At 67.0% G+C, this 15,953-nt stretch carries 15 protein-coding genes and 2 pseudogenes; 11 read left to right on the forward strand and 6 right to left on the reverse strand.

All coding sequences use genetic code 11. The features are described from left to right. Positions 1 to 581: 581 nt before the first annotated feature. The 5 genes and pseudogenes from ACWC0C_RS46590 (at position 582) to ACWC0C_RS46610 (ending at position 8,172) form a co-directional block, all read left to right on the forward strand. Positions 582 to 866 carry a hypothetical protein gene (locus ACWC0C_RS46590; protein ID WP_450871123.1) on the forward strand — a complete coding sequence of 95 codons (285 nt, stop codon included), beginning with the start codon at positions 582 to 584 and terminating at the stop codon, positions 864 to 866. Between the two features lie 364 nt (positions 867 to 1,230). Continuing rightward, positions 1,231 to 3,585 carry an FHA domain-containing protein gene (locus ACWC0C_RS46595; protein ID WP_450871124.1) on the forward strand — a complete coding sequence of 785 codons (2,355 nt, stop codon included), beginning with the start codon at positions 1,231 to 1,233 and terminating at the stop codon, positions 3,583 to 3,585. A 369-nt stretch (positions 3,586 to 3,954) separates the two neighbouring features. After that, the gene (locus tag ACWC0C_RS46600) at positions 3,955 to 5,895 is read left to right on the forward strand and encodes a serine/threonine-protein kinase (protein ID WP_450871126.1); all 1,941 of its coding nucleotides are present in this window, start codon (positions 3,955 to 3,957) and stop codon (positions 5,893 to 5,895) included. Between the two features lie 390 nt (positions 5,896 to 6,285). Beyond that, positions 6,286 to 6,537, forward strand: a complete 252-nt coding sequence (locus ACWC0C_RS46605) for a transposase family protein (protein WP_450871127.1) — start codon at positions 6,286 to 6,288, stop codon at positions 6,535 to 6,537. A 100-nt stretch (positions 6,538 to 6,637) separates the two neighbouring features. Beyond that, positions 6,638 to 8,172: pseudogene (locus ACWC0C_RS46610) on the forward strand (ISL3 family transposase). Between the two features lie 386 nt (positions 8,173 to 8,558). Here ACWC0C_RS46610 and ACWC0C_RS46615 read toward each other — a convergent pair. Then, positions 8,559 to 8,903, reverse strand: coding sequence for a MerR family transcriptional regulator (locus ACWC0C_RS46615; protein ID WP_450871129.1), 345 nt, complete (start codon positions 8,901 to 8,903; stop codon positions 8,559 to 8,561). A gap of 916 nt (positions 8,904 to 9,819) precedes the next feature. Here ACWC0C_RS46615 and ACWC0C_RS46620 point away from each other — a divergent pair. The 3 genes from ACWC0C_RS46620 to ACWC0C_RS46630 all read left to right on the forward strand — a co-directional run bounded on the left by ACWC0C_RS46620 (position 9,820) and on the right by ACWC0C_RS46630 (position 11,114). Next, complete coding sequence (locus ACWC0C_RS46620) at positions 9,820 to 10,173, forward strand: PadR family transcriptional regulator (protein WP_450871131.1); 354 nt, start codon at positions 9,820 to 9,822, stop codon at positions 10,171 to 10,173. A gap of 12 nt (positions 10,174 to 10,185) precedes the next feature. After that, positions 10,186 to 10,749: an HAAS signaling domain-containing protein gene (locus ACWC0C_RS46625; RefSeq protein WP_450871132.1), complete on the forward strand. Its 564-nt coding sequence runs from the start codon at positions 10,186 to 10,188 to the stop codon at positions 10,747 to 10,749. Positions 10,750 to 10,859: 110 nt separating this feature from the next. Then, positions 10,860 to 11,114, forward strand: coding sequence for a PLD nuclease N-terminal domain-containing protein (locus ACWC0C_RS46630; RefSeq protein WP_450871134.1), 255 nt, complete (start codon positions 10,860 to 10,862; stop codon positions 11,112 to 11,114). A gap of 390 nt (positions 11,115 to 11,504) precedes the next feature. Here ACWC0C_RS46630 and ACWC0C_RS46635 read toward each other — a convergent pair. The 5 genes and pseudogenes from ACWC0C_RS46635 to ACWC0C_RS46655 form a co-directional block, all read right to left on the reverse strand. Beyond that, a pseudogene (locus ACWC0C_RS46635) lies at positions 11,505 to 11,616 on the reverse strand (IS5/IS1182 family transposase); the annotation flags it as partial. A 65-nt stretch (positions 11,617 to 11,681) separates the two neighbouring features. Beyond that, entirely contained in the window at positions 11,682 to 11,807 is a 126-nt protein-coding gene (locus tag ACWC0C_RS46640) for a hypothetical protein (RefSeq protein WP_450871136.1), read from the reverse strand. Positions 11,808 to 11,823: 16 nt separating this feature from the next. Further along, on the reverse strand, positions 11,824 to 12,324 hold the full coding sequence (locus tag ACWC0C_RS46645; RefSeq protein WP_450871145.1) for a glycine-rich domain-containing protein: 501 nt from the start codon (positions 12,322 to 12,324) through the stop codon (positions 11,824 to 11,826). 350 nt (positions 12,325 to 12,674) lie between these two features. After that, entirely contained in the window at positions 12,675 to 13,004 is a 330-nt protein-coding gene (locus ACWC0C_RS46650; protein ID WP_450871138.1) for a hypothetical protein, read from the reverse strand. Beyond that, a complete protein-coding gene (locus ACWC0C_RS46655) occupies positions 13,001 to 13,222 on the reverse strand; it encodes a hypothetical protein (RefSeq protein WP_450871140.1) in 222 nt (73 codons plus the stop codon). The genes ACWC0C_RS46650 and ACWC0C_RS46655 overlap by 4 nt, the downstream gene beginning before the upstream one ends. Before the next feature lie 212 nt (positions 13,223 to 13,434). On the opposite strand from ACWC0C_RS46655, the gene ACWC0C_RS46660 reads away from it, so the two are divergent. The 3 genes from ACWC0C_RS46660 to ACWC0C_RS46670 are packed head-to-tail and all read left to right on the forward strand — an operon-like array spanning position 13,435 to position 15,069. Further along, positions 13,435 to 13,695, forward strand: coding sequence for a hypothetical protein (locus ACWC0C_RS46660; protein WP_450871146.1), 261 nt, complete (start codon positions 13,435 to 13,437; stop codon positions 13,693 to 13,695). Continuing rightward, a complete protein-coding gene (locus ACWC0C_RS46665) occupies positions 13,667 to 14,194 on the forward strand; it encodes a DUF6879 family protein (protein WP_450871141.1) in 528 nt (175 codons plus the stop codon). The genes ACWC0C_RS46660 and ACWC0C_RS46665 overlap by 29 nt, the downstream gene beginning before the upstream one ends. A gap of 23 nt (positions 14,195 to 14,217) precedes the next feature. Then, positions 14,218 to 15,069, forward strand: a complete 852-nt coding sequence (locus tag ACWC0C_RS46670; RefSeq protein ID WP_450871143.1) for a helix-turn-helix domain-containing protein — start codon at positions 14,218 to 14,220, stop codon at positions 15,067 to 15,069. Positions 15,070 to 15,953: the final 884 nt, after the last annotated feature.

Below are 15,953 nucleotides of genomic sequence, written 5' to 3' on the forward strand. Positions count from 1 at the left end.
CCTCCGCGAGATCCAGTACCGCAGCAACCTCATCGATGGATGTCTCGCCGAAACCGGCCTCACGTTGACGACATCACGCCAACAAGGTCAGTAACTATTCGACCTGGGCCCGCGTGGCGGCCGGCGTCGCCACGTTCCTCATCGCCCTCCTGCGCGCCCTTGACTTCGGCTCTCGTTGGCGCTGGCACCTCAACATGCGAGCGCGCTATACCAGCCTCGTCGATCGAGTCGATCGCGTTGCTGTTCTGCCTCCCGACCAACGCCCCGAAGCCCTGGCTCAGGTCTATGACGAACTCGCGAGCATCCGTGCCGAAGAACGCGCGGTTCCCGGGAGTGCAAGCACCGTCGCCTCGTCTGGGAACACTCCCTGAAGCTGACCAACGGCCTTCCAACGCCCATTCCCCGAATGCATCCCCCACCTTTTGATCCGCGCGGTCACCGACAGAGGGCAGGTGCTGCACCCCGGCCGCCGGTCCAGGCCCTCAAGGGCGCCATGGCGAGGCCGGGCCGGACAGCGCGCCTGGACTCCCAGCCTGCGCCCGGGTGTTGGGGTCGTCCGCTGCCTGGGCACGGTAGACGGCATGGGAAGCGTTGGCGAACGGCAAGAGGCCCTGGCACTGGCCGCGCAGGCCCGCGACGTGGCATGGGCTGCGGACGGTACGCCCTGGCAGCGGGTCCTGCGCGCGATCAGCGGCGGCAGATGGGGCCGGCAGCCCACCGGCTGGACCGTGATCAGGCTGGATGCGCCCTGGCAGGACACTCCCTCCTCGGAAAGGCCCGGCCTGGAGGGAACGCGCCGCGAACCTCGCCGGCGATGTCGCTTCGCCGTCGGCTACACCGTCTGCGCCGACTGCCGACTCGGGTGAGCAGCCCTACTCCATGGAGAAGTATCAGCGGTGCGGGCTGGTCAACGCGAGCCTGGACACGCTGCGCCTCGAGCACCCCGGCCTGTCCTGGCACACCCCGGGCGGCCACTTCCAGGAATCCGAGCCTTCTGGACAGCTTCGGGCGCGGGCGTGCCGGGCAGCTATCAGCAGCGCGACACCTGCCCGCACGTGCCCGAGGGGTGAGACTGGCCAGGGCCGCCCGGCCAGGGGGCTGTCCGGGACGCACGACCGCCCGCGCTCAACTCACGCTGATAACGATCGCCCACACCTCCGCGTCTGGCACTGCTACGGACCAGGGCAATCCCCAGAGGCGTGAGGAAAGGGCGCTGGTTAGAGTTGGGGTATGGGAGAGCAGCCCGGCGCGGCAACTGCGCCCGAACTCCTCCTCAGAACCGACACAGGCACGACGGTGCTCAGTCCGAACCGGGAGTACCTCGTCGGGCGGGATTCTCTTAGCGATGTCGTTCTCAACGACGGCCGTGTTTCCTGGCATCACGCGGTACTGCGTTCCGGGGCGGGCCGCTGGATTATCGAGGACCTGGGCAGCAAGAACGGCACCTTTGTCAACGGACGCCAAGTCCGTAAGGGGGATCTGTGGCCGGGCAGCGTCATCCGCCTCGGCAGCATCGACGACGGGCCACGCATTGTGGTCGCCGCCTCGCCGCGCCCCGAGGTGGCGGGCTACTCGTCTGAAGGTCCTTCGGGGGTGCTCATGCCCTCCGCCACCGGCACTTTTCGGAAGCCGACTACTGTCCGTCCGCTGCCCGCACGGACGGTGCGCATCGGCCGCAGCAGCGACAATGACCTTGTCATCGACGATCTGGTCGTCTCACGCCGGCATGCCGAGTTGCGTGCGCACGCCGACGGCACCTATGAGGTTGTCGATCTTGGCAGCCACAATGGCACCTTCCTTAACGGCCAGACTGTTGGCCGCGCTGTGGTTGCCCAGGGCGACATCATAGGTATCGGTCACTCAGCGTTCTGCCTGATCGGCAGCGATCTTCAGGAGTACGTCGACACCGGCGAGATCTCCCTCGACGTACAGAATCTGACGGTCCTCGTCGATACCGACCACGTTCTCCTGCACGAGGTGTCTTTCCCCGTCAGTCACAAATGCCTGCTGGCGATCGTGGGACCCAGCGGCGCCGGGAAGTCGACCCTTCTCAACGCCCTCACCGGTCTGCGCCCTGCCGACCGTGGCACGGTGCTATATGACGGGCGCGATCTCTACCGTGACTACGCGGAACTCCGTCAGCGCCTTGGACTGGTCCCCCAGGACGACATCCTGCACACGCAGCTGACCGTGCGCCGTGCCCTCAGTTACGCGGCCGAGTTGCGGTTTCCGCAGGACACAGCCTTGGCGGAGCGAGAGGCCCGGGTCGATGAGGTCACCCGGGAGTTGGGCCTCCAGGAGCGGGTCGAGCAGCCGATCCACAGCCTCTCCGGCGGCCAGCGGAAGCGCGTCAGCGTGGCGCTTGAGCTGCTTACCAAGCCGTCCCTGCTCTTCCTCGACGAGCCCACCTCCGGCCTCGACCCCGGCATGGACCGCTCCGTGATGCGCATGCTGCGCGGCCTCGCCGACGACGGACGCACGGTCATTGTCGTCACGCACAGCGTGCTCAGCCTCAAACTGTGCGACCGGCTGCTCGTCCTGGCGCCGGGAGGCGAGGTCGCCTACTACGGGCCGCCAGAGGAGGCCCTGCCCTTCTTCGGCTTCGAGGACTGGCCGGAGGCGTTCGAGGCATTCGAGGCGGACAGTGCCCGAGCGTGGGCGCAGGAATACCGGTGCTCGCCCCAGAACCAGCAGTACGTCACGAGCCTGAGCATGCAGCCGCCCCTGTTCCGGCCCGAGTCAAGCCTGGCGGGCCCCTCTCCACGGCGCCAGAGCTGGGGAGCACAGTTGGGGACGCTGGTGCGGCGATACGCCGTCGTTCTCAGTTCCGACCGGATCTTCCGCAACGTGATGATCGCGCTCCCAATCGTGATGGGCATCCTGACCCGGCTTGGTGTCGGCAGTCGGCTGACGCCCAGTAACGCGTTGAATGCGCCGCTCCTTCTGTGCATCGGCGCGGTAATGACAGGCGCCGCCAACGGGGTGCGCGAGCTGGTCAAGGAACGTGCGATCTACCAGCGGGAGCGAGCCGTCGGTCTCTCCCGATCGGCGTATGTGATGTCCAAGATATTGGTGCTCAGCGTCGTCACGGTCGTACAAGCCGCCATACTCACACTGGTGGCTCTCGTCGGCGTCGATCTGCGCGCGCCCGGGGGCCACGGAGCTCTCATGCCTCCACTGGTGGAAGTCACGCTGGCCGTCATCCTGCTGGCCTTCACAGCCATGCTGCTCGGCCTCCTCGTTTCCGCGCTCGTGCGCAAAGAGGAGGTGATCATGCCCCTGCTTGTATTCCTCACAGTCGTCCAGCTGGTGTTCTGCGGCGGCTTCCTGTCGCTGCGCGGTACGCCCGTGGTCGAGTACCTGGCCTGGCTGGCGCCCTCCCGGTGGGGATTCGCCGCAATCGCAGGAACCATCCAGCTCGGCTCGCTCATCCCGAACGACCAGAAGTTTGCCGATCCGCTCTTCCAACACACGTCTGCCGCGTGGCTGCGGAACATGGGCATGCTGCTCCTGCTCGCGGTCATCTTCGCCATCGCGGTGGTCCGTCTACTGCGGCAGCAGGAACCCGCCACCATGAGAAAGTAGGACAACCGGACGAGAATCGCCGGCTTTGCCCACCTGCCGAACACCACCCCGCGACGCCGCGCCCTGGGAGAACATCGCCGCAAACCGAACGGGCGGCCTCCGGACGCGTGAATGCCTTCCCCCGTACGGCGCGCTCCAGCCCCCCCTGGACGATCACGCGGATAGTCATGTCTCCAGATGCCCGAGCCTTCGCGTGAAACACGTCCAGCCACCAAACCCTCCCGGACCAGGCTGCCGCGCCGTCCGCACGAAGCTCGGCTAGCCGACACCCTGCCGAAGGCTTGTCAGCGCCTGACCGCAAAGGCCCGCAACAGTCCATGCCACAGGGCGCGCTTTCCTGGGGTTCGAAGAGAGGGAAAGGGTGGCACGGTGGGAACAGGTGACGCCGCCGGCCGAGTGATCGCCGGACGCTACCGACTCCTGCGCAGCCTGGGAGCCGGCGGCATGGGCCGTGTCTGGCTCGCCCACGACCAAGAGCTCGCATGCGACGTCGCCCTCAAGGAAATCACCGTGCATCGGGACCTTCCGGAGCGGGAGCTGCACGCACGCATCGCCAGAGCCCGCAGCGAAGCACGGCACTCCGCCCGCCTCCGCGGCCACCCTCACGTGGTCACGGTCTATGACAGCGTCATCGACCACGGCCTGCCATGGCTCGTCATGGAATACGTGCCCGGAGCACGCGACCTTGAAGCGGTCGTCCGCGACGACGGCCCACTGTCACCAGCCGACACCGCCAGGATCGGCCTGGCCCTGCTCGACGCCCTCACCACAGGCCACCAACTGGGCATCCTGCACAGAGACGTCAAACCCTCCAACGTCCTGCTGACCAGCACCACACCCCAAGAACCCCACGGCACAGGAATCGGACGGGTACTGCTCAGCGACTACGGCATCTCCCTCCAACAAGACGCCGACGAGCCACGTCTCACCACCACCTCCGGCATCATCGGAACCCCCGGCTACCTAGCCCCGGAACGCGCCCGCGGCGCAGAACCAACTCCCGCATCCGACCTGTTCTCACTCGGTGCAACCCTCTACTACGCCGTCGAGGGCCACGCCCCCTTCGACCGCGGCTCCTACGCCGCCACCCTCACCGCACTCCTCACCGAAGAACCCACACCACCCCGCCGCGCCGGCAACCTGACCAGCGTCCTCCTCAACCTGCTCGTCAAAGACCCAACCCAAAGACTGAACACCGACACCGCAACACACCTGCTCACCCAATTCACCGTCGAAAGCACACGAACGCGACAGGTAACCGTCACCCAGCCCATCAAGCCACCATCACCGCCACGCCCCGCAACCCCTCGCGAAATCCCGAAGCGGGCCGAACCGAAACAACCCCGCAGTCTCGGAACCCCGAAAAGGACCTGGTCCATCTGGGGGCGGCCCACAGAGCTTCCTCGCAGACCCCAACCGAAGCGAACACCTAAACCACAACCTTCGAAAAATCCCCGGCCCTGGAGGCAGCCCCGCCCGCCTACTCGCACACGTAACCAACAAGCAACTCGAAAAAAACGCCGCATCATTGCCACGACAACCGCAGCACTCGTCGCAGGCCTTCTCACGTGGCTGGTTCTCAAGGGGTCTCACGGCACACAGCCACCCTCGCAAAGAGCCTCGAAAGCTCCATCCGCAACCGCCCCCACGAAACCATACGGAGACGTTGTCGGAATCACCCAAGAACTGCAGGTCGGCGACTGCGTCACCGCACGATGGACAGGGCCACGGTTCGCCTACCTACCAGCCCTAAAGCTCGTCAACTGCACGAGCGAAACCCCGGACGGACAAGTGATGAAAACCGTCACGCCAAACTCGGCATCCGACCAAGGATGCAATTCTGCGCTCAAGGACACGGTGACTGCCATGGCAGACGCCGAGGCATACCCACTGGTACCAGCTGTCGGCAGCGACGTACAAAAGACTGCGTGCCTCATCTTCAACAAGGACAGCAACAATTACGGCCCGGTAGGGCCTTTCCGCAAGATCGGCGACTCGACCGGAGTCCAGAATGCTCAAATCGGCGACTGCTACAACACCAAGGAAACTGCGGGCGGACTCACACAATATCTGGCAAAGTGCGATGCTCCGCACAACGCGCAGGTTGTCGGCTTCGCCAAGATGACCTCACAGAATAACGATGAATGCCTGCCAGAATATGGGTCGCTTTACAACTCGAGCACTTACAGTATCTACTCGGTTACACCAAGCGGCGATCTCTGGAAACAAGGATTCCATTACGCGGAGTGCAATATTGTCCGATTGGGGAAGCAGAGACTCGATTCACCCATCACTCCGTCCACGCCATAGCCGCCACGGACACCACGCGCGGCGATGCGCACTGAGAGCCGTACGAGTGACGTGCGCAATGATCCGAGCATGAGTAGCTGGCGAGGCCTTGATGAGTAGTTGAGCTCATGTCGCCGTCTGGTCGCCGACTGCAGCCTGGTTCCGTGAACGTGACCCGGAACGTCAAACCCCGCGACCTGGCCGACTGGCCCACGTGTCGCTTCCTCGCCCTGTTCTTCTGGAGTTGGGCGGCGCTGATCACGTTCGGTCCCATCCTTCTCCCGGCTGTTCTCTCCGTCGCCTGGATGCAGCCGTTGGCGTCGGTGATCTCGTTGACAAAAGTAACCGTGCTCCAAGTCGGCCTCATCGCAGCCCGGCTACCAGGGTCTGGACGCCCAGACCGGCGGGCGCGTGGTGACGCCACCGCACCGCAAGTTCAAGAAGAACGCCCCGGACTGGTACGAGAAGATGCATGAGCGGCAACGCAAGGCCCACTCCTCCCGACGCATCCGCGTCGAGCACGGCATCGCGCATTTGAAGAACTGGCGGGCACTGGCCCGCCACCTCGGCCACCACGAACACATGAGCGACACCGTCCAGGCCATCGCCGCCCTGCTGTCCCACCAACAGACCTCCGACCTGGCCCCGGCACGAACAATGTGAAACGCCAAGCACCCGCGAGGCCCACGACGGGGACTGTCAAACGAGTGGGTCTGTTCCGTAGTCGGTGGTGACGGTGCGTGCTCGCCTGTGATCATTGAGCGTGCATGATGCGAACGCGCTTGTGGGAACGGTGTTTTCGGGGTTGTCGGTGTTGGTCATCGAGGATGTGGCGGACGGTGGCGAGATAGTCCGGGTTTCGGCTAGGACCTGGGATGTTCCCGTTCCCTGTCCGCTGTGCGGGGTGGTGACGGGGAGGGTCCACGGATATCACGGCCGGACGGTGCGGGATATGCCGGTCGACGGCCGGCAGGTCGTGGTCCGGGTGAGGATGCGACGGCTGGTCTGTCCGGTCCTGGGCTGCAGGCGGCAAACCTTCCGAGAGCAGGTCCCCGTGCTCCTGGAGCGCCATCAGCGCCGCACCACACGTCTGACCGGCCAGCTCTCCGAGCTGGTCAAGGAGTTATGCGGCCGGGCGTCCGCCCGACTCACCCGATCTGTGGCCGTGCCCGTGTCGTACGCCTCCGCCCTGCGGCTGCTGCGGCGGGTGCCCGTGCCGGAGGTGCGGATCCCGCGGGTGATCGGGGTCGACGACTTCGCCCTGCGGCGCCGGCACAGCTACGCCACGATCATCATCAACGCCGAGACCGGTGAGCGAATCGAGGTACTGCCCGGCCGCGAAGCCGCCACTTTGGAGGCCTGGCTGCGCGGACATCCGGGCATCGAGGCCGTGTGCCGGGACGGATCGGCCACCTACGCCGAGGCGGTCCGCCGAGCCCTGCCCGACGCGGTCCAGATCAGCGACCGCTGGCACCTGTGGCACAACCTCGCCGAGGCCGTCGCAAAGAAGTCGCCGCGCACAGCACCTGCTGGGCGAAAGCGGGCCCGCCCCCGGCCGAGGGGAGACAGGCCGCCACCACCCGCGAGCGCTGGCAGCAGATCCACGCCCTGCGCGAGCGCGGAGTCGGACTTCTGGAGTGCGCACGCCGCCTGAACCTGGCTCTCAACACCGTCAAGCGCTACGACCGCGTCGCCGAGCCCGAGCGCCTCATCCGCGCCCCCAAGTACCGGCCCACCCTCGTGGATCCCTACCGCGATCACCTGCGCCGACGCCGGCTGGAGAACCCGGCCGTCCCCGTCACCCATCTCCTCCAGGAGATCAGGGAACTGGGCTACACCGGCAGCTCGAACCTGCTCGTCCGCTACATCAACCAGGGCCGCGTCGAGGCCGACCGGCCCGCACTCTCGCCCCGGCGCCTCGCCCGCTACCTGCTCACCCGCCCCGACCGCCTCAAGGACCACCAGCGGGAATGCGTCGAGGCCGCCCGCACCGCCTGCCACGAGATGACCGCTCTGGCCGACCTCATCCACCACTTCGCCGTACTGCTGGATCCCGCCGACGGCAATGCCACACTGCTGAGCACCTGGATCACCTCGGCCCAGGCCGAGGACCTGCCCCACCTGCATGCCTTCACCCGGGGCCTCGAGAAGGACCGCGCCGCAGTCGACGCCGCCCTCACCCTGCCGCACCACAACGGCGGCACCGAAGGCGTCAACAACAAAACCAAGCTGATCAAGCGCCAGATGTACGGCCGCGCGAGTTTCCCTCTCCTCCGCCACCGCATCCTCCTGGGCTGATGACACCCTCCGTCACCACCGACTACGGAACAGACCCGAACGTCTTACAGTCCCCGCTGGTCGGGGACAGCCATCCGCAGTAGATCGTCCGTCAGGCCGTATCGCCGGCGGCGACGGCTCCGAGCGGGTGTCTCGGTGGTTACTGCTGCAGGTCGGCCTCGACCGCCTGGCGGAAGATGTCTCCGCACGTGGGGGACGGCGCTGCCAAGGGGGATGCAATCAGGCAGCTGCACTTGAACGGCCAAGGACCCCGGCAGGTGTGTCGGGGTCCTTGTGCAGTGCTGTCCGCGTACTGGTTGCGGCCCAGCGCGAGGCGGCGGCGCGGAACTGTGAGGGGTGCCTGGTCCGCTGGTCGGTCGGCGTTGAGGCCACACCCGGCGTCCTTGTCAGGCTGACGGCTTCGACTGCGGCTGGCCGCCATGGGCGCGCAGTTGCTCGTTGATGCGCTGAGCTTCTTCGAGCTGGTCTTCGAGGATGACGATGCGGCAGGCGGCCTCTATGGCGGTGCCCTGGTCGACGAGTTCGCGGGCACGGGCAGCGATGCGCAGCTGGTAGCGGGAGTAGCGGCGGTGGCCGCCTTCGGAGCGCAGGGGGGTGATCAGGCGGTGTTCGCCCAGGGCGCGGAGGAAGGCGGGGGTGGTGCCGAGCATCTCGGCGGCCCGGCCCATGGTGTAGGCGGGATAGTCGTCGTCGTCGAGGATGTCGGCGGGCCGGGTACTGCGAGGGGGCATAGACCTCTTCTTTCGGGGGATGCGTCGGGGGGCCCGGATGCCGTAGTGGCACCCGGGCCCCGAGCTTTCAACACCATCTACCGGCCGACTGCGCCGGCTTTCTTTGTCCGCAGGTTCCGCCTGGGAGGGCGGGGCTGCGGGGATCGCGTATGCGTGACCGGGGACCACCTTCCAATCCGGGGCCTTGCGGTACCCGGGCGGACTGCTTCCTCGCCCGGGCGATCCTGATGGCGTTCTGCTCCTTACCTTCGGTTACTCGGTTGTACTGCTGGATAACGCGGGTACTGCTCGCGACCCCTTCGGGTCGCGTCCTGCTTGACGTGCATGCACGGCAGTTCCTGTCTGCCGTGCCCACTTCGACTTCCTGGGTACGGTAGAAACCGTAGCCCTGTGGATGACCAATGTCTACCTCCGTCATGACAGATTTCCTCCGTTACACCTGGAAGAGTGCTTCACGGCAGGTTGTGGCTTCACGCTCGGCTGTCTTGGTAGTTGGACAGATCCAGCAGTCCACGGACGGGCAGGTGGGCCTCTGCTGGATGGCGGAGGGTGCCGTCCGTGTGGAGGGTGTAGCGGGTGCGCCGTCCTTCGCGGTTGCGGCTGATGTAGCCGGCCTGTTCTAGGGCCTGTCCGACGGGTCACTGTGCTGTCAGATCCATGTCCCGCAAGCTGTCCGCATAGGTGAACCGAGATCCGCGAGGCATGCGCGGCGAGGTGGTGCGCGCCAGCGCGATGCTGTACGGCCCGAGTCGCTCGGTCTCCCGCGGGTTCGGCCAGTTGCAGACAGGTGGTCTCCGAGGAGGCCCGGTGTCGTCCCCGTGGGTGTCGCAGGCGGCGGGACTTGAGGGCGGGACGCATCCCCGGTGCATCGACATCATCTTTGGGCTTGTAGAGATAACCAGGTACTGTGCAATGCATGGAACCTGACATCGCAGGTAAGCCCACCGCGGGCAAGGCGGAGAGCCAGCTCCGCAAGGGGGTGCTGGAGTACTGCGTGCTGGCTCTCCTGCGGGACGGCCCGCGCTACGGCGTGGAGCTGCTCGAAGCTCTCGGTGCGGTGAGCGTCATGGTCACCAGCCAGGGAACGATCTACCCCTTGCTGTCCAGGTTGCGCCGGGAGGGAGTGGTGGAGACCCGCTGGCAGGAGTCCCCCAGTGGGCCGCCCCGGCGCTACTACGAGCTGACGGCATCGGGGCATGCGGCGCTGAAGGAGTTCACCGCCATCTGGCCGCACTTCCGTGACGCGGTCGACCACTTCATCACCGACTGACTGGAGACCACCGTGACGATCACCGAGCACCCGCTGGTGCGCAGCTATCTGTCCGCCGTGACGCGGGAGACGGCCGGGCTCAGCCCGGAGCGCCGAAACGAGTTGCTGGCCGACCTGGAGGAGCACATCACCGTGGCGCTAGCGGAAGAGCCCGCCACCGGCGATGACCAGGTCCGCACCGTCCTCGCACGCCTCGGCGACCCGCGCACGATCGCGGCGACCGCACTCGGCGAGGAGCTCCCCGCTCCGCAGACGAGCCAGAGCCGTACCTTCGCCATCGTTGGACTTCTGGCGGTAACCGGCCCCCTGACGGCCTTCGCGCCCCCGCTGGGCATCGCCTTGATCGGTGCGATCTGGTGGCTGTGGACCGCGCCCCAGTGGCGTGACCGCGACAAGGCGATCGGGACGGCGGCCGCCCTCGTGCCGCTGCTGTTCCTGGTGGCGCAGTGGGTGATTCCCGCGGGCGCGCTGGGCCTCGGCCTCGGAGCGTTGTTCATTCCGTTGACTCTGGCTGTCCTGGCATTCCCGGCTGCCGCTGGCGTCTACCTGCTGCGGTCCGCACAGCGCCCGTCATGACAGGCGCTCACCAATGACGCAGTCGAGATCCTGAAACAGCCGGACTGCCGTCAACCGAGGCCGCCCGACCGGGCGCTCCGAGAGTCCCCCACCAGCAAGAGGAACGAACGATGCAGGCACAGCTCGCACAGCAGATGGCCCTTGCCCCCACGGGCACTATCGTGATCGGCTGCGCAGGAGCTGCGGCGGTCGCCGGCGTTCTCGCGTTGTACTTCGGCGCTCTGCTCGGCATCGTCAGGTCCGACCTCACCGGTGGGATGAAGCTGGTCTGGTTCGTCTTCGCCTTGGTGGCCCCCTTCCTCGGGTGTCTGCTCTGGTTCCTCGTCGGTCACCGCGATGCCCGCCACCGGCCTGGCATCGCCTGATTCCAAGAACGCCATTTGCCATCTTCATGATCGGGTAGTCACAGGGCTGATGCGGTGGCGTGGCCCGGTTGGGAAGCGTGATTACGCGTGCCCGCCATGCAGTTCGTGTGCGAGACGGGTGCACCACTCCAACAGTTCACAGGAAAGGCGGAGGCATGGCCAAACCTGTTCGCGCGGCTCTCGGGGGCGTGTGGATCAAGTGCAATTTCTGTCAGGGCGACCTGTTCAGGGACCGTGAGGTGAAGCTCAACAGCTCCGGAATGGAGTTCATGAGCTTGGGCTGGGCGAACGAGTCGGCAACCGGCCTAATCTGCTGGAACTGCGGCTATGTGCATCTGTTCGTGAACAGGGACATCGAACTGTACAAACAGAAGAAGGGCTAAGAACGTCCTACATGGTGAGTTTGAGGAGCCGCTTGTAACAAACAAAGGGCTGCGGCAAGTCCGAGAAAGGCCAGGTAGTTACGGGGATGGCGCTCGTAGCGGGGGCTGAGTCTGCGGTACAGAGCCCGCCCCGCCAGAGGTTTCCGGTCCTCCGACGGGGCGGGCGTCTTGATGCCAGCGCCTGTTACCGCTCGGTCGGCACGATGAAGCCGCGCCGCGGCTGCGGCTCCGGGTCACGCGAGTCCGGCTGCTGCGCGCGTCGCCACGCCTTCACCAGGTCCGCGTACCGGGGGTCGATCCACTCAGCCATGCTCACACCTCCGCCGTCAGGCTACGGGAGGCTGTGGAGTCGGCATGGGCCTGATGGTGCACTCCGGTGCGTGCTGGCACTTCGCCGCCACCGAGACGAGGGTTTCGTCCGACGGAGCGCCCCACAGCTCCGGGTCTGCGGCCCAGCCGAGCTCGGCGATCTTCTCGCGGGTGCGGACCAGGATCGGCGGGTCGTAGTTCGTCGGGTCCCAGCCGGGATAGTGGTGGACGAACCCGCCGCCGAGCTGCACGCACAGGTTGGCGTACATGGCGGTGTGCAGGATCAGGGCGTGCCAGCCCTCGTCCACGATCCGCGACGGCGCCAGGCCGACGCCCGGGTTCACCGAGCAGGCCGCGACGAACTTCAGTGCCTCCTCGACGATCCGGCCAGCCATCTCCTCCGCCATGTCGGGGTTGGCATCCATCACCGTCTTGCGGCAGCTGGTGAACCGCTCGTCGGTGATGAGCATGCGGGCCATGGCCGTCGGGGGCTTCGGGTCGGGTCCGGACGGCGGCATGGGGCCGGGGCCGGGCAGGGGTACGCTCACGGGCGTCTCCTTCGCTGATTGTGGATGGGGATGGCGGCCGGGGCCGGTTGGTCTTCGCGGGATTCGCCGGTCCGGGTCTGGTCAGTGGCCGACCTGGTGGGGTGAGCTCGCCGCCGGGACGGGAGCGCCGGCGGCGGACCCTGCGCCCTCCCCTGCACGAGGCGGCCGGCGAGGCCGCCGTCTCTGCCGCGGAGCCGTTTGCCGAGGCAGGGATCGGCCCGGCGTGGGGCAGACCTTGGTTGGGCTGCTCGCGCCAGTTCCGGTCTCGACGTTGACCTTCTCCGGCGTGCCCTTGATCGGCTGGTCGCACCGTGCCCAGTTCATCGGCGTAGCTCCATGGCCAGAGCGTGAAGGGCGCGGCGGGTCTCGCAGATCGTGGCGTCATCCGTGCACTGCTCGCACATGCCGGGGTGGGAGTTGCGCGCAGCCAGCACGGCACGGCGCGTGCAGGACCGGCAGCCACGGAGAAAGAGGGTCGTCCCGTTCTCACGGCGCTCGCCGAGGTCGATGGCTGTCGCAGTGGACAGTGGCTCGCCACCCCACACGCACTCAGCGCCACGCGCTCTCGCCTCGGGCAGGACGTCGAGGGGCGGCACCGGGATGAGCGGCAGGAGGTCGGCTGGGATGTCGGCCAGGGCTTCGGCGGTCATGACCAGCGCACCGCTTTCCAGGCCTGTCGCAGCGGCTCACCTTGGGCGCACGGGTTGGTGCCATCCGCGCAGGCCGGACAGTCGCTGTAGTGGAGGATCAGCGCCTTGTAGGCCGCGTACGACGGTTTCGCCTCGAAAGCCTTCATGGCCTCAACAAGCGCTTCGCGGCCTGTCTGCGCTGGTCGCTCCCCGGTAGGCGCGCAGGCTGTACGGTGCATGGTGTCGACGCTCCTCGCAGTGTCGGCCACGCCCCGGGAGGCTCCGCCGCCTCGCCGGGGTTTGTTGTGCCCTACGACGCTAGGAGCGTCAACAGCCGGGCAGCCAGCAATGTGCACTGATGTGCACGCGGCTTGTTAGCGCTCTTGACCTGCCAAGTACGCCGCACGACGGTGGTGTACATCTCTGAACATGACGAGCAGCGGAGGCGACCGTGGACCTACAGTTCATTGGGATCGACCCCAACACCGGTGACGGCGAAAGCCCTACTGTGTGGGTTGACCAGGAAGCGAAGGAACTCGTACTGCAGGGCTGGAAGCCGGGCCCCGAACTCGAAGCCAGGTGCGCGGCGTTCGACGTGCCCGGCCATGCGGTGGGCATCCCGGCCCACGAGGCAGTGATCCGTATCCCCGCCCGGATGGTGCCGATGGTCAGGGAGGCGTGCGATGCCGTCGAACGTGCCGACGTTTCCTGAACTCCTCGGCGCGGCCACCCGGTTGGCCGTGCACCTGGAGATGCGTGACAGCTACGCCGTCGACTACGAGAAGGGCCCGTTCGCACAGTGGCGGGCCGGCCACCGGCACGATCCGGCGGACCGTGCCTCCTGGTGGCGCCCGTGGCTCGACCTCATCGAGGAGACCGTAGGCCGCGGTGTCGTCGTGCGCCGAGCTCGCATCGTCTCGGAGCCGGTCAGTGAGTACACCCGCTTCCTGTACGACGGCACCTTCACGAACATCGCTGCGGGCGAGCAGGTGCGCTGGCTGCCACGTCGGCAGGCCTCGGACATCGCGCTGCCCGGCAATGACTTCTGGCTCATCGACGGCTGCCTGATCCGGTGGAACCACTTCACCGGCGAGGGCGCCTCGGCGGGCGGGGAGATCAGCGAGGACCCGGCCGCCGCGAAGCTGTGCGCCGACGCCTTCGAAGCGGTGTGGGCGCGCGCGATCCCGCACGACCAGTACACGATCAGCTAGCGCGGAAGGCCCACGGCCGGCTCATGCCCATCTCCCCGTCCTCGTCGGCGCAGGCCGCCCGTGAAGCCGTCGCGCAGCGCCTGAAGGAACTCCGGGCCGACGCCGGGATCACCGGGGCCGAGCTGGCCACGCGCTGCGGCTGGTCGCACCCGAAGACGTACCGGATCGAGGGCGCCCGTACGCCGCCGTCGGCTGAGGACATTCGCCGCTGGTGCGAAGCATGCGGCGTCGGCCACCAGGCGGACGACATCATCGCCCAGTCCCGTACCGCAGAGTCGATGTACGTGGAGTGGCGGCGCAAGGTCCGCACCGGGCTGAAGCAGCTGCAGCGCAGCTACGTGCCGCTGTTCAAGGCGACGAAGCTGTTCCGCGTCTACTCGCCGACGATGGTGCCCGGCCTGCTGCAGACCGAGGGCTACGCGCGCGGCCTGATGACGGCCATCACCCGCTTCCGGGACATCCCCGACGACGTCGCCGACGCGGTCGCCGCACGACTGGAACGCTCCCGGATCATCCACGAACCCGGGCACCGGTTCGCCATGGTCATCGAAGAGCCGGTCCTCTACTACCAGCTGGGGGACCCGGACGCGATGGCCGCGCAGCTCGGCTACCTGCTGACCGCCGGCGCACTGCCGCAGGTGTCGCTTGGCATCATCCCCAGCGCGACCACCGAACGCCCCATGTGGCCGCAGGAGCTGTTCCACGTGTACGACGAGACCCTCGTGTCGGTTGAACTGCTGGCGGCCCGTGTGCAGGTGACCCAGCCGTCGGAGATCGCCCTGTATGTGAAGGCGTTCGAGCAACTGCGCGCCTTGGCCGTATACGGGGCCAACGCGCGCGCCCTGATCGTGAAGGCCATCGACGCCTTGGGTTGATCGGATTCCGCCAGGTCAACGGGTGTAGCAATCGGCGTAGTCTTACTACTCGCGAATCGCACACACCTCTCAGCGGGCGCCGTTGTCGTACATTCTGCGCCATCGTTATGGGCGCGCTGTCCGACTCACAGCCGGAGGCGGCGGCCACTGCAGCACGGGCACGTCCGCGGCATCCCGAACCGCTCGACCTCGCCTGCGCCGCAACATCGACGGCAGGCGGCAAACAGCCGGACCGCCGAACAGGTCGAGGGCAGAAAGAAGCTCCAGCGTCGCCGCCGCGGCGCCGGTTGCATCTCCGAATCCAAGAAGCGCAAGGCCCGTCGAGGAGCACGCCGAGCAGCTCGCCACCGCCCACTACGAGTTGCAGGGCTGGACGGTCGAAAAGCTCAGCAAGGGTCGACGGCCGTGCTGTGGGGTTGGCGAGCATCCGGCGGGCCAGCGTTGCCTACGCTTCGGCCCGATGCCTTCGGCCTCCAGCACGGCGGCAATCTCACGGAAGGACAGTTCGTCCTCGTCCCGGAGCTGGCGGGAGCGGGCACGGTCGGCCTGTTCCGTCTCCTCTTCCGCCAGGTCCTTTTGGCGAGCCCGCCATCCGTACGGCGGGGCGCCGGGGGTGGGTCGGTTCCTCATCAGCACGGCTGCCAGCACCGAGGGTCCGCCGCGGGCTGGGGTTGTCGCCGGGTAGGCGCCGAGTACGCCACGGTCCCGCAGCTCTTCCAAGTCTGGAAGACGGACTCCGGGGAGGGAGCCGAGAAGGTCGGCCTGGACGGTGCGGATGCTGGTGAACGATCTCCGTAAGTTGTTTGGTGGCCCGGGAGGGCCGGGTGTGGCTGAACGTTCTCTGCCTGCAGTGGCTCGCAAGGAGTGGCCGTCCGGCTCTTCGG

The sequence above is a fragment of the Streptomyces sp. NPDC001709 genome, assembly GCF_053596375.1.

Coding starts and splice junctions, on each gene's coding strand:
- ACWC0C_RS46590 (WP_450871123.1), top strand. CDS start 582: ATGGGAAGCGTTGGCGAACGGCAAGAGGCCCTGGCACTGGCCGCGCAG.
- ACWC0C_RS46595 (WP_450871124.1), top strand. CDS start 1,231: ATGGGAGAGCAGCCCGGCGCGGCAACTGCGCCCGAACTCCTCCTCAGA.
- ACWC0C_RS46615 (WP_450871129.1), bottom strand. CDS start 8,903: ATGCCCCCTCGCAGTACCCGGCCCGCCGACATCCTCGACGACGACGAC.
- ACWC0C_RS46620 (WP_450871131.1), top strand. CDS start 9,820: ATGGAACCTGACATCGCAGGTAAGCCCACCGCGGGCAAGGCGGAGAGC.
- ACWC0C_RS46630 (WP_450871134.1), top strand. CDS start 10,860: ATGCAGGCACAGCTCGCACAGCAGATGGCCCTTGCCCCCACGGGCACT.
- ACWC0C_RS46640 (WP_450871136.1), bottom strand. CDS start 11,807: ATGGCTGAGTGGATCGACCCCCGGTACGCGGACCTGGTGAAGGCGTGG.
- ACWC0C_RS46645 (WP_450871145.1), bottom strand. CDS start 12,324: ATGCCGCCGTCCGGACCCGACCCGAAGCCCCCGACGGCCATGGCCCGC.
- ACWC0C_RS46650 (WP_450871138.1), bottom strand. CDS start 13,004: ATGACCGCCGAAGCCCTGGCCGACATCCCAGCCGACCTCCTGCCGCTC.
- ACWC0C_RS46655 (WP_450871140.1), bottom strand. CDS start 13,222: ATGCACCGTACAGCCTGCGCGCCTACCGGGGAGCGACCAGCGCAGACA.
- ACWC0C_RS46665 (WP_450871141.1), top strand. CDS start 13,667: ATGCCGTCGAACGTGCCGACGTTTCCTGAACTCCTCGGCGCGGCCACC.
- ACWC0C_RS46670 (WP_450871143.1), top strand. CDS start 14,218: ATGCCCATCTCCCCGTCCTCGTCGGCGCAGGCCGCCCGTGAAGCCGTC.